General features: G+C 66.0%; 11 protein-coding genes. All 11 read left to right on the forward strand.

What is annotated here, in order from left to right; translation table 11 throughout:
• The first annotated feature begins 50 nt into the window (after positions 1-50).
• The 11 genes from OJF58_RS06915 to OJF58_RS06965 all read left to right on the forward strand — a co-directional run bounded on the left by OJF58_RS06915 (position 51) and on the right by OJF58_RS06965 (position 13337).
• Complete coding sequence (locus OJF58_RS06915; protein WP_300783021.1) at positions 51-1046, forward strand: hypothetical protein; 996 nt, start codon at positions 51-53, stop codon at positions 1044-1046.
• A 109-nt stretch (positions 1047-1155) separates the two neighbouring features.
• Positions 1156-2748 carry an ABC transporter substrate-binding protein gene (locus OJF58_RS06920; protein ID WP_300783023.1) on the forward strand — a complete coding sequence of 531 codons (1593 nt, stop codon included), beginning with the start codon at positions 1156-1158 and terminating at the stop codon, positions 2746-2748.
• Positions 2749-2850: 102 nt separating this feature from the next.
• Positions 2851-4440, forward strand: coding sequence for an ABC transporter substrate-binding protein (locus OJF58_RS06925; protein ID WP_300783025.1), 1590 nt, complete (start codon positions 2851-2853; stop codon positions 4438-4440).
• Positions 4441-4504: 64 nt separating this feature from the next.
• The gene (locus OJF58_RS06930; protein WP_300783027.1) at positions 4505-5446 is read left to right on the forward strand and encodes an ABC transporter permease; all 942 of its coding nucleotides are present in this window, start codon (positions 4505-4507) and stop codon (positions 5444-5446) included.
• Positions 5443-6378: an ABC transporter permease gene (locus OJF58_RS06935; RefSeq protein ID WP_300783029.1), complete on the forward strand. Its 936-nt coding sequence runs from the start codon at positions 5443-5445 to the stop codon at positions 6376-6378. The genes OJF58_RS06930 and OJF58_RS06935 overlap by 4 nt, the downstream gene beginning before the upstream one ends.
• Before the next feature lie 123 nt (positions 6379-6501).
• A complete protein-coding gene (locus OJF58_RS06940) occupies positions 6502-8130 on the forward strand; it encodes an ABC transporter ATP-binding protein (protein ID WP_300783031.1) in 1629 nt (542 codons plus the stop codon).
• A gap of 96 nt (positions 8131-8226) precedes the next feature.
• Entirely contained in the window at positions 8227-8442 is a 216-nt protein-coding gene (locus tag OJF58_RS06945) for a dodecin family protein (protein ID WP_300783033.1), read from the forward strand.
• Between the two features lie 63 nt (positions 8443-8505).
• On the forward strand, positions 8506-10116 hold the full coding sequence (locus OJF58_RS06950) for an acyl-CoA dehydrogenase family protein (protein WP_300783035.1): 1611 nt from the start codon (positions 8506-8508) through the stop codon (positions 10114-10116).
• Positions 10117-10130: 14 nt separating this feature from the next.
• A complete protein-coding gene (locus OJF58_RS06955; protein WP_300783037.1) occupies positions 10131-11603 on the forward strand; it encodes a M81 family metallopeptidase in 1473 nt (490 codons plus the stop codon).
• Between the two features lie 27 nt (positions 11604-11630).
• Complete coding sequence (locus tag OJF58_RS06960) at positions 11631-12794, forward strand: cobalamin-independent methionine synthase II family protein (protein WP_300783039.1); 1164 nt, start codon at positions 11631-11633, stop codon at positions 12792-12794.
• Positions 12795-13031: 237 nt separating this feature from the next.
• Positions 13032-13337, forward strand: a complete 306-nt coding sequence (locus OJF58_RS06965; protein WP_300783041.1) for a hypothetical protein — start codon at positions 13032-13034, stop codon at positions 13335-13337.
• The last annotated feature ends 58 nt before the right edge of the window (positions 13338-13395 follow it).

Here is a 13395-nt window from a genome sequence, read left to right on the forward strand (position 1 = left end):
CCGTACTTCATCATCCTCGTCGTCTGCTGTCTCCTCGGCCTGATCGCGACATGCGCCTTGTCGTGATCGTGCTGGCCACCCTCGCGCTTTCAGCCTGTGTGCCTACGCCCAAGCCGTTCGCGCACAACGGCGCGGATGATCGAGCCTATGCGCCGAAGGACGACAAGGCCGATGTGGCGATTGCACCACCGACCAATATGCCGACCGTGCTTGGGCAGCGGGTCGCGGCGGCGCTCGCGGTCGAGCTGCAGGCCTACGGCATCGTCGGCACCCTCGCGCCGGGCCGGGCGCCGGCGAGCGTGACGGGAGTGATGAGCACGCACGACGCGCCGCTGGGTCTCGGGCTGGAGATCGATGTCGACTGGTCGCTGACCGGCGCCGACGGCGTCAAGGGGCCGAGCACGACCAAGACGGTGATTCAGCCGAAGGACTATGCCGCGGCCGACGACAAGCTCGCCTCGCGCATCGCCCAGCAGGCCGCTCCTCAAGTCGCAACCCTGATGGGCCGTCCGCCCGACTACGAGGCGCGCTCGCTCGGTCAGGTCGTGGCCGGGCTGAGCGTCCCGCCCGTGCCGCCGCCCGACGCGAACGCCAGCAAGCCGGACGCCGAGACAGCCGTCGCCGCCTCTTCCGCCGCCAAGCCTGCGCCGACTGCCGCGCCGGCGGCGCGGAGGCCGCCGCAGATCAAGGTCATGGTCGGATCGATCACCGGCGCCCCCTCCGACGGCAATCGCCAGCTCTTTTCGGGCATGCGACGGGCGCTGGGCTCGAGTCGCATCGTCGTCATGGACAAGGCCGCGGCCGACGTCTTCACCGTGACCGGTGCGGTCAAGCTGACGCCGATCGACGATCGTTCCGGCCAGCTTTCCGTCACCTGGCGGCTCAAGGATCCGGCCGGCAAGGAGATCGGCAAGGTCGAGCAGGCCAACCCGGTGCCGTTGGCGGCCGCTCGCGGCACGTGGGCGGGGTTCGGCGACATTGTCGCAGCCGCCGCCGTCGAAGGCATCCTGGAGCTGCTCGACAAGGCCCGCGAGCAGCAACACTAGGGCGCACCCGATTGAATCGGCTTGTCAGAGGGGGGCTGGAGACTGCTACTGTCATCGCAGCGGCTCGACTTTTGCAATGACAAGGCCGCGACATGGTGAGGGGGTTGCTATGTTTGAATTGAGGAGGCCGGCTGCGGCGCTGCTTGCGGCCGCGAGCGTCGCCGGCATGTTCGGCGCGGCGACGACGCCTGCGCAGGCGCAGACGATCAAGGCGGTGATGCACTCGGATGTGAAGATTCTCGATCCGATCTGGACCACGGCCTACATCCAGCGCAATTTCGGCTACATGGTCTGGGACACGCTCTTCGCCATGGACGAGAAGTTCGAGGTGAAGCCGCAGATGGTCGACAAGTGGGAGGTCTCCCCCGACAAGCTCACCTGGACCTTCACCCTGCGCGACGGGCTGGTCTGGAGCAACGGCCAGCCGGTCACTTCCGAGGACTGCATCGCCTCGATCAAGCGCTGGGGCGCCAAGGATTCGATGGGCCAGAAGATGATGGCCTCGGTCGCGGGCTTCGAGGCCGTCAACGACAAGACCTTCCGCATGAAGATGAAGGAACCGTACGGGCTCGTGCTCGAGTCGCTCGGCAAGCCGTCGTCGAACGTCCCCTTCATGATGCCCAAGAAGACGGCCGACACCGATCCCAACACCCAGATCAAGGTCGAGGACGTGATCGGCTCGGGCCCGTTCATCTTCAAGGCCGACGAATGGAAGCCGGGAGAGAAGGTGGTGTTCGTCAAGAACCCCAAGTACAAGCCGCGCTCCGAGCCGCCCTCCGGCCTCGCCGGCGGCAAGGTCGCCAAGGTCGACCGCGTCGAGTGGATCGCCATGCCCGACGTGCAGACCCAGGTGGCGGCGATCGAGAACGGCGAGATCGACATGATCGAGTCGCCGGGCCATGACCTGCTGCCGCTCCTCTCCAAGGACAAGAACATCAAGCTGTTCGACAGCAATCCGCTCGGCAACCAGTATACGTTCCGCTTCAACTCGCTCTTCAAGCCGTTCAACGATCCGAAGATCCGCCATGCCGTGATGGTCGCCTTCAACCAGGAGGAATTCCTGAAGGCCACGATCGGCAATCCCAGGTACTACAAGGTCTGCAAGGCGCCGTTCGTCTGCGGCACGCCGCTCGGGACCGACGAGGGCATGAAGGACGTGCTGAACGGCGATACGGCCAAGGCCAAGCAACTGCTGAAGGAGGCGGGTTACGACGGCACGCCGGTCGTGCTGATGCAGTCGACCGACCTGCAGGTGCTGACCAATCTCGCGCCGGTCGCCAAGGCGCAGCTCGAGGCGGCGGGCTTCAAGGTCGACATGCAGGCAATGGACTGGCAGACGCTGGTCGGACGGCGCAACAAGAAGGATCCTCCGGACAAGGGCGGCTGGAACGCCTTCCTGACGTCGTGGGTCGCCGCCGACATCCTCAATCCGGTGATGGCGGGCTTCTTCAATGCCTCGTGCGACAAGGCCATGTTCGGCTGGCCGTGCGATGCGACCATCGAGAAGATGCGCGACGCGTTCGCCCATGAGACCGATCCGGCGAAGCAGAAGCAGATCGCGATCGACCTGCAGAAGTACTGGGTCGACCATCCGACGCACATCAATGTGGGCCAGTGGTACCAGCCGGTGGCGCTGCGCACCAACATCGACGGCATGCTGGTGGCGCCCGTTCCCGTCTTCTGGAACATGACCAAGAAATAGGAAGTCGCGTCGGGCACGCGGGCGCAGCCCCGCGTGCCCATCGACGAGGGCGGGCAGCGTGTCCCGCCTTCCTCGATGGGAGAATAAAGAAACGAGGCTTCCATGAAATCGACGACGATGAAGAGGCGTACGTTCGGCGCTCTGACCACGGGCGCCCTCGTGGCCGCTGCCGGCGCGCCGCAGGCAGCCGACAAGAAGGTCCTGCGCTTCGTGCAGAACGGCAACCTGACCATCCTCGACCCGATCTGGACCACGGCCTACGTCACGCGCAACCACGGCTACTTCATCTACGACACGCTGTTTGCGATGGACGAGCACAACGCCATCAAGCCGCAGATGGTCGACAAGCACGAGGTATCGGCCGACAAGACCCTTTGGACCTTCACCCTGCGCGAAGGGCTCGAATGGCACGACGGCAAGCCGGTCACGTCCGAGGACTGCATCGCCTCGATCAAGCGCTGGGGCGCGCGCGACACCATGGGCCAGAAGCTCATGGACTTCGTCAAGGAGATGACGGCCGTCGACCCCAGGACCTTCACGATGCAGCTCAAGGAACCGTACGGCCTGGTGCTCGATTCGCTCGGCAAGCCGAGCTCGAACGTGCCCTTCATGATGCCCAAGGCGGTGGCCGAGACCGATCCGTTCAAGCAGATCAGCAGCCAGATCGGGTCCGGTCCCTTCATCTACGTCAACGCCGAGTCCAAGCCCGGCGAAAAGCACGTCTACCTCAAGAACCCGAAATACAAACCGCGCAGCGACGCGCCGTCGGGCCTCGCAGGCGGCAAGGTGGTCAAGGTCGACCGGGTCGAGATCATCGAGATGCCCGATCCGCAGCAGCAGGTGAACGCCATCATCGCCGGCGAGATCGATCTGATCGAGCAGCCGCCGCACGACCTGTTGCCCGTCCTCAAGGCCGACAAGGGCGTGACGCCCGTCAACTGGAACCCGCTCGGCCAGCAGTTCATCCTCCGCCTCAATCATGTGCAGCCGCCCTTCAACAACCCCAAGATCCGGCTGGCGGCGCTCCATTGCATGCGCCAGGAGGATTATCTGAAGGCGACCGTCGGCTCGCCCGAGTACTACAAGGTCTGCGGGGCCGCCTTCGTCTGCGGCACGCCCAACGCCTTCGACGCGCCCAACGGCATGCTGGTCAAGCCGGACTTCGAGAAATCCAAGGCTCTCCTCAAGGAGGCCGGATACGACGGCACGCCCGTCGTGCTGATGCAGTCCACCACCCTGCCGGTGCTCACCAACACCGCGCCGGTCACAAAGTCCCTGCTCGAACAAGGCGGCTTCAAGGTCGACATGCAGTCGATGGACTGGCAGACGCTGGTCACGCGCCGCACCAAGAAGGACCCGCCGAGCCAGGGCGGCTGGAACGTCTTCCACACCTTCTCCGTGGCGGCCGACATCCTGAATCCGATCTCCTGCACCTACATGGCGGCCAATGGCGACAAGGCGTGGTTCGGCTGGCCGACCGATCCGACGATGGAGAAGCTGCGCGACTCCTACACCAAGGAGACCGATCCGGCCAAGGCGAAGGAACTGGCGCACGCGGTGCAGAACCGCGCCCTGGAGACCGCGCAGTACGGCTGGATCGGGCAGTGGTACGGACCGGGCGTCGCCCGCAAGAACGTCACCGGCTGGCTCAATGCCCCCGTGCCGGTGATGTGGAACATCAGCAAAGCGTGACGTAAATTCCGCCGTCCCGATCCGGCCAGGGTCGCATCGGGGCGGCGGCCCAAGTGCAGGACACATGATCGACTTCATCGCCCGTCGTCTCGTCTCCATCATCCCCGTGCTGGCGGTGGTGGCGATCTTCGTCTTCCTCATGCTGCGTCTCACGCCGGGCGATCCGGCGGCGGTGATCGCCGGCGACAACGCGACGTCCGACCAGATCGCCCTGATCCGCACCAAGCTCGGCCTCGATCTGCCGATCTGGCAACAGTTCTTCATCTGGCTCGGCGACATCCTGCGCGGCAATTTCGGCGAAAGCTTCTTCTTCAAGAAGACCGTGGTCGACCTGATCGCCCAGCGCCTCCAGCCGACGCTGGCGCTCTCGATCTGCACCCTGATCATCGCGGTCACGACCGCTGTCCCGCTGGGCGTCATCGCCGCCTATCGCAACGGCTCGCTGCTCGACCGTTTCGTCATGGGCTTCTCGGTGCTGGGCTTCTCGCTGCCGACGTTCGTGATCGGCTATTGCCTGATCTACATTTTCGCGATCGATCTCGGCTGGCTGCCGGTGCAGGGCTATACGCGCATCGAGGTCGATTTCTGGGGCTTCGTCGAGCACATCATCCTGCCCAGCATCACCCTCGGCATCATCTACGTCGCGCTGATCGCGCGCATCACGCGCGCCTCGGTGCTGGAGGTGCTGAACGAGGACTATATCCGCACGGCGCGCGCCAAGGGCCTCTCCAACCGCGTCGTGCTGATGCGCCATGCGCTGCGCAACGCCGCGGTGCCCATCCTGACCGTCATCGGCATCGGCATCGCTCTCCTGATCGGCGGTGCGGTGGTGACGGAAACCGTCTATGGCCTTCCGGGGCTCGGCCGCCTCACGGTCGAGGCCGTGCTGAGTCGCGACTTCCCGACCATCCAGGCCGTGATCCTGATGTTCTCCGTCGTCTACGTCGTCATCAACCTGCTGATCGACATCAGCTACACCCTGTTCGATCCGAGGATCCGCTATTGAGCGCGATTATCGAAGAAGCCGTCGATTCGGCCGCCATCGCGTCGGCCTCGGCCAGGCGCAAGCCGCTGTGGTTGCTGGCGATCCGCAATCCTGCGGTGATCTTCGGCGGCGCCATCCTGCTCGTCATGGTCGCGATTGCGATCCTTGCGCCCTATCTCGGCACGATCGACCCGACCCGGATCGATCCCGCGGTGCGCAACAAGAAGCCGGGCACCGAGATCACGATCCGTCTGGACGACGGCTCCACGCTGAAGCGCACGGCCTATATGGGCACCGACACGCTGGGCCGCGACGTCTACAGCCGCGTTCTCTACGGCACGCGGGTCTCGCTGATCGTCGGCATCGCGGTCGCCGTGCTGTCCCTTGCGTTCGGCCTGATCATCGGCATGGTCTCGGGCTACATCCGCTGGCTCGACGGCATCGTCATGCGCATCATGGACGGTCTGATGGCGATTCCCGGCATATTGCTGGCCATCGCTCTCGTCTCGATCTGGCGCGCCGGCCTGATCACGGTGATCTTCGCCATCGTGGTGCCCGAGGTGCCGCGCGTCGTGCGGCTGGTCCGGTCGATCGTGCTGACGGTCCGCGAGGAACCGTACGTCGAGGGCGCGATCTCGGTCGGCACGCCGACCTGGACGCTGATGTTCCGCCACATCCTGCCCAATACGATCGCGCCCCTCATCGTGCAGGGCACCTTCACGGCGGCGGCGGCGATCATCACCGAGGCGATCCTGTCCTTTCTCGGCATCGGCATTCCGCCGGAGACGCCGAGCTGGGGCAACATCATGTCGGAAGGGCGCACCCTCTTCCGCATCTTCCCGCACAACATTCTCTATCCGAGCATTTTCCTCGCGCTCGCCGTGCTCGCCATCAACGTGATGGGCGACGGCCTGCGCGACACGCTCGATCCCAAGATGAGCAAGAAGGTTTGACCGGAGGTCGAACGCCGAGCGAAAGCCGAGGGGTCTTTTCTGGATGTGCAGAGTTCTTGTTGTTGATCGATCGCTCCGCTTGGCGCGATGCGCTTCGGTCGGGATGACGGCGGAGAGGTATTGATGTCCGACAAGAGGCCGGTCCTCGAGGTCAAGAACCTCAGCGTCGCCCTTCCTCCCGGTGGCGACCGCGTCCATGCCGTCGACAAAGTGAGCTTCACGGTCAATCCCGGGGAGATCGTCTGCCTCGTGGGCGAGTCGGGCTCGGGCAAGTCGGTGATCGCCTTCACCATCATGGGCCTGCTGGCCAAGGCGCTGAAGCCGGTTTCTGGAGAGATCCTGCTCGAGGGCGAGAACGTGCTGGCCGCTGGCGAGGAGCGGCTGAGGGAGCTGCGCTGCACGCGCATGTCGATGATCTTCCAGGAGCCGATGACGGCGCTCAACCCGGTCATGACCTGCGGTGAGCAGATCGACGAGGTGCTGCGCACGCACACCAAGCTCGACGCCGCACAGCGCAAGGCCAAGATCATCGGCATCCTGACGCGCGTGAGGCTGCCGGAGCCCGAGCGCATCTACGCTTCCTTCCCGCACCAGCTCTCCGGCGGCCAGCGCCAGCGCATCATGATCGCCATGGCTCTGGTGCTCGATCCCGTGCTGCTGATCGCCGACGAGCCGACCACGGCGCTCGATGTCACGACGCAGGCCGAGATCCTGAAGCTGATTGCCGAGCTGCAGGCGGGACAGGGCACGGGCGTTCTGTTCATCACCCACGATTTCGGCGTCGTCGCGGAGATCGCCCACCGGGTCGCCGTCCTGCGCTGGGGCGAGCTGGTCGAGATGGGGCCGACCGAGCAGATCCTGGCGCGCCCCCAGCAGCCTTACACGCGCATGCTCATCTCGTCGGTGCCCTCGATCCATCCCGCCCATCGCGGCGTGCGGCTGGAGAACGAGACGGTGCTGCGCACCGAGAAGCTCGGCAAGACCTACGCCGGCAAGTCGTTCTTCCAGAAGGCCCGTGTGGTGAAGGCCGCGGTGGACGTCGATCTCGACATCAGGAAGGGTGAGACGCTCGGCATCGTCGGCGAATCCGGCTCGGGCAAGTCGACGGTGGCGCGCTGCATCGCCCGCCTGATCGATCCCAGCGAAGGCAAGGTGTTCCTGGGCAAGACCGAGATCGCGACGATCTCCGCGTCGAGGCTGCGGCCGCATCGCCGGCGGGTGCAGATCGTCTTCCAGGATCCCTATCGCTCGCTCAACCCGCGCATGACGGTGGGCGATTCGATCATCGAGGGACCGATGAACTTCGGCCTCCGGCGCGACGAGGCCCTGGCGAGGGCGCGCAAGCTGATGGAGACCGTCCGGCTCGATCCCAATGCGCTCGATCGCTATCCGCACCAGTTCTCCGGCGGCCAGCGCCAGCGCATCTGCATCGCCCGTGCGCTGGCCATGGAACCCGAGCTGCTGATCGCCGACGAGGCGGTCTCGGCGCTCGACGTTTCGGTGCAGAAGCAGGTGCTGCAGCTCCTGGACGAGATCCGCCAACGGCTGAACCTCGCCGTGCTGTTCATCACCCACGACCTCAGGGTGGCCGCCCAGATCTGCGACTATGTCGCCGTGATGAGCCAGGGCCGGGTGGTCGAATATGGCGCGGCCGAGCAGGTGTTCGGCGCGCCCAGGCACGACTACACCAAGGCCCTGTTCGCCGCCGCTCCCGGCCGCAACTGGGAGTTCGGCAAGTTCGCGGCGGCGTGATAGGCTGCGCCTCACCACAAGGAAAGCATCCGGCGCCGAGCCTCCCCCCGACCCGCGCCGGACAGGGACGATGACATCGAGTCCAGGGAGGCTTCCATGGCCGAGAGCGTCTACAAGGTGGTCGAGCTGGTCGGCACCAGCAGCGAGTCCTGGGAAAAGGCCGCGAAGGCGGCGGTGGAAAGGGCCGGCGAGTCGCTGCGCGACCTGCGCGTCGCCGAGGTCGTCGAGCAGGATATCGTCATGGAGGGCGGCAAGGTCTCGGCTTACCGCACCAAGCTGAAGCTGTCGTTCAAGTACGAGGGCAAGGACTGAGCGGACGGCGGGACGGGTGGCGATGGCCCTTGCGCGGCCTGCCATCCGGTCCAAACTGTCCGCATGACCTCGGCATTCCTCGAAGACGCCTCGTTCAACCAGTCGCCGCCTTTCGGCAACGTCGATCTCTTCCTGAGCGACAGGCCGCTCGCCGAGGCGGCGGCGCGCTGCGGACTCGATCTCGCCGGCCTGTCGGCCTGCGGAAAGGACTACGGCTCGGCGGAGACGCTCGACCTCGGCCGCGTGGCGAACGAGAACCCGCCCAGGCTCAGGACCACCGACGCCAAGGGCAACCGCATCGACTTCGTCGAGTTCCATCCGGCCTACCATGCGTTGATGGCCAAGAGCATCGGCTGGGGTATCCATTGCTCGGCGCACGACGGCAGCGAGCCGGCCGGGCCGATGGCCAGCCGCGCCGTGCGGCTCTACCTCGCGACGCAGGCCGAGAGCGGCCATCTCTGTCCTGTCACCATGACCCATGCCTGCATCGGCGCCCTCGGGGCGGAGCCTGCGGTGCTGGAGAAATGGCGCTCCAGGATCCTGTCCCGTCGCTACGACCCGCGGCCGCTGCCGTGGTGGGAGAAGGACGGCGTGACGCTGGGCATGGGCATGACCGAGCGTCAGGGCGGCACCGACGTGCGCGCCAACATCACCGAGGCCAGGACGGTCGGCGACCATGTCGAGATCAGCGGCCACAAGTGGTTCATGTCGGCGCCGATGTGCGACGCCTTTTTGGTGCTGGCCCAGGGCGAGGCCGGCCTCACCTGTTATCTGATGCCGCGCCACCGGCCCGACGGCGGGCAGAACGGGCTCCGCTTCCAGCGCCTGAAGGACAAGCTCGGCAACAGGTCGAATGCCTCGTCGGAGGTCGAGTTCCACGCAGCCTACGCCGAGCGCGTCGGACCCGAAGGCGCGGGCGTGCGCACCATCATCGAGATGGTGAACCTCACGCGGCTCGATTGCGCCATCGCCTCGGCCGGGCAGATGCGCTTCGGTCTCAGCCAGGCGCTGAACCACATCCGCAACCGCTCGGTGTTCCAGCGGCGGCTGAGCGACCAGCCGGCGATGCGTGCGGTGGCGGCCGACCTCGCGCTCGAGGTCGAAGCGCAGGTGGCTCTGGTGTTCCGCCTCGCTGATGCGGTCGACAAGGACGAGGCGGCCTATACCCGTCTGCTGACGCCGGCCGTGAAGTTCCTGGTCTGCAAGACCACCCCCCAGGTGGTGTACGAATCGCTCGAGTGCCTGGGCGGCAACGGCTACGTCGAGGATCTGCCGATGGCGCGTCTCTATCGCGAGGCGCCGCTGAACGCGATCTGGGAGGGCTCGGGCAACGTGATGGCGCTCGACGTCCTGCGCGCGGCCGGCCGCCAACCGGAGGCGACGATGGAGACGGTTGCCGCGCTGGCGCGCCTCGCCTCGCAGGCCTTCGACGTGCGGCCGCTGGTGTCGGCGCTCGAGCGGACGCTCAAATCTCCCGATGCCGAACGCCGTGCGCGTTTCCTGTGCGAAGGCCTCGCCCGCATCGCGGCTCTGGCCGCGCTCGTTGAGGCGAACTCGCCCTTCGCCTCGCTCTACGGCGAGACGCGGCTCGACGGCACGCGCTTCGCCCAGTTCGGCACGGCCGACCTGGGTGCCTCTGAAACAGCTTTGATGGACAGGGCTTTCGCGGCCTAGCAAGATCGCGGCCCATGAAAAAGATCTTCACGGCGTGCCTCGGCACCGAGACCAACACCTTCGCGTCGATTCCCACCGGACATCAGCTCTTCGAGGAAACCTGCCTCTATCGCAAGGCGAGCTATGGCAAGCAGGTGCCGATGTTCGGCGCGCCGCTCGCCGTCTGGCGAGGCCGTGCCGAAGCCAAGGGATGGCAGGTGGTGGAAAGTCTCTGCGCTTTCGCCCAGCCCGCCGGGAAGATGGTGAAGAAGGTCTATGAGAGCTTCCGCGACGAGATCGTGGCCGATCTCAAGGCCGCGCTTCCGGTCGACGGCGTGCTGCTCTCCATGCACGGGGCCATGGTGGCGGAAGGCTATGACGACTGCGAAAGCGACCTGCTGACCGCGGTGCGCAAGGTGGTCGGCCCCGACATCCCGGTCGGCGTCGAGCTCGATCTCCATTGCAATATCGGCGCGGGCACGCTGCGCGACGCCACGGCACTGGTGCTGTTCAAGGAGTACCCGCACATCGACGTCCCCGAGCGCGCCGACGATCTCTTCACCGTGATCGAGGGCGCGATCGAAGGCCGTACGAAGCCGGTGATGGCCGCGTTCGACTGCCGGATGATCGGCGTGTTCCACACCACGCGCCAGCCGATGCGCGGCTTCGTCGACAAGCTTTCGGCCATGGAAGGCAAGGACGGCGTCCTCTCGCTGTCGATCGCGCACGGCTTTCCCTGGTCGGATGTCAGGGAGATGGGCTCCAAGCTGATCGCCATCACCGACAACGACCGGCCCAAGGCGGAAAAGCTCGCACGCGAGCTCGGCCTGGAATTTTTCGCCATGCGCGACAAGACCCAGCCGCCCTACGTCTCGCTGGACACCGCGATGGCGCGTGTCTCCACCCACAACCTGCCCAAGCCCATGGTGCTGGCCGACGTTTCGGACAATGCGGGCGGCGGCGCCGCCTCCGACTCGACCTTCATCCTGCAGGCCCTGCTCGACCGGAAGATCCAGGATGCCGCGATCGGCATGTTCTGGGATCCGGGCGCGGTAAAGCTCGCCTTCGAGGTCGGCGAGGGCGCGGAGCTCGACATCCGCCTCGGCGGGAAGCTCGGTCCCCAGTCCGGGCCACCGGTCGACGCGCGCGCCAGGGTGCTCAAGGTCGGCACGGACGTCACCATCGAATTCGGCGGGGCGCGCAAGAGCGTGGGCTCGATCGGCGACGCCGCGGCGCTACAGATCGACGGCATCACCGTGATCGTCAATTCCAAGCGCACCCAGTGCCACAGCCGCGACTGCTTCACCAAGCTCGGCGTCGACCCCTCGACGAAGAAGGTCGTGGTGGTGAAGTCGATGCAGCACTTCCATGCCGCCTACGCGCCGATCGCGAGCGAGGTCGTCTACGTCGCCGCACCCGGCGCGCTCGTGCCCGACTGGTCGTTGCTGCCCTACGGGAAGGCCGACAAGACGCAATGGCCGTTCGTGGCCGATCCTCACGCCAACTGACCAGACCTCGATGTCGGGAGGCACTCCATGCGTCGCAGCGAGGACCGGATTCTTACGACCCATGTCGGCAGCCTCCCACGCCATCCGGCGCTCGCCGACCGGCTGATTCGCGAGGAGGCCGGCGAGGCAGTGGATCGGGCGGAGCTGCACCGCCTGGCCGAAAGCGCGGTTCGACATGTCGTCGAACGGCAGGTCGCCTGCGGCGTCGATGTGATCAATGACGGCGAGCAGCCGCGCGTCGGCTTCCAGACTTACGTGGCGCAGCGCATGAAGGGCTTCGGCGGCGAATCGAAGCGCCCGCGGCCGCGCGACTTCACCGACTTTCCCGTCTTCGCCGCGTGGATGGCCGGGCGGCTTCCCCGCCGCAGCAAGGTGTCGAACGCCCCCCAGGCGATCGCCGACGTAGTCTACGACGACCTCGGCGCCGCGCAGCAGGAATGCCGCATGTTTCGCGCGACGCTGGACCGCCTCCCCGCGCCGCCTGTCGACGCCTTCATGACTGCGGCATCGCCGGGGATCATCGCCACGACGCTCCTCAATGCGCACTACGACAGCCACGAAGCTTACGTCTTCGCGCTGGCCCGCCAGATGCGCAAGGAGTACGAGCTGATCGCTCGCGACTTCGTGCTGCAGATCGATGCCCCCGACCTCGCGATGGAACGCACGGTCCTGTTCCACGACAAGACAGTCGCCGAGTTCCTCGCGATCGCCGAGATGCACGTCGCGGCGCTCAACGAGGCTTTGGCGGCCATTCCGCGCGAGCGCATCCGCCTGCATTGCTGCTGGGGCAACTACGAAGGGCCGCACGTTCACGACATCCCGCTCGGGGAGATTCTGCCGGTGCTGTACCAGGCCCGTGTCGGCGCGCTCAGCCTGGAGTTCGCCAATCCCCGGCATCAGCACGAATATGCCGCGCTCAAGAGCAACAGGCCGCCGCCGGAGCTTCTTCTGCTGCCTGGCGTGATCGATTCGACGACCAACTACGTCGAGCATCCGGAAGTGATCGCGAATCGGATCTGCGAGGCGGTTGACGCGGTCGGCGAGCGCAGCCGTGTCATCGCCTCCAGCGACTGCGGTTTCGGCACCTTCGCGGGATCGGAACTGGTCGCCGAGGATGTCGTCTGGGCGAAGCTCAGGAGCTGCCGCGAAGGCGCGGATATCGCAACGCGACGGTTGTGGGGCCGGTCGTAACCTCGCTCGTCATCAATCCGCACGGTTGATGATGCACGATGTCGCCGCGTTGCTGAAACGTGGCTGTCACGCACCAGAACGCAGTGGCATGCGGAACACTTGCGCACTTCGGCGACGACAAGTCTACGTGGCGTAACATCACGTTATTTTCGAATGCGACGGGCAATTCTTCTCGCTCGTCGATCCGCGACGCGCGCCCCACGTCCGGATCTCAGTCCGAGTGGAGGTACCCATCGCATGAGTAAGCGTTCCCTGTTTCAGTGCGCGGCCGCGATCGCCGGATCCGCCATCGCCCTTGGCCTCGCCGCCCCTGCCTTTGCGCAATCACCGAGCGAGAGCATGGCCGAATGTCAAAGGCTCCATGCCCAGTGGTCGAAGTACAACGGCACGTCGGCCTACAGCAAGAACGTCGGCCCCGAGATGGCGCTGGAGGATTGCCGCAAGGGCAACTACGCGGCCGGCATCGCCGAGCTGAAGGACATCCTGCAGCGGGGCGGCATACCGATCCCGCCGTCGCAAACGGCGACCGTTCCCGGCAGGTAATCGCCGCGACGCGAGCACAGAAGAAGGCCGCTCCCATGGAGCGGCCCAGACCGCTGAC

Source organism: Enhydrobacter sp., from assembly GCF_030246845.1.
In the GTDB taxonomy this organism is placed as follows: domain Bacteria; phylum Pseudomonadota; class Alphaproteobacteria; order Reyranellales; family Reyranellaceae; genus Reyranella.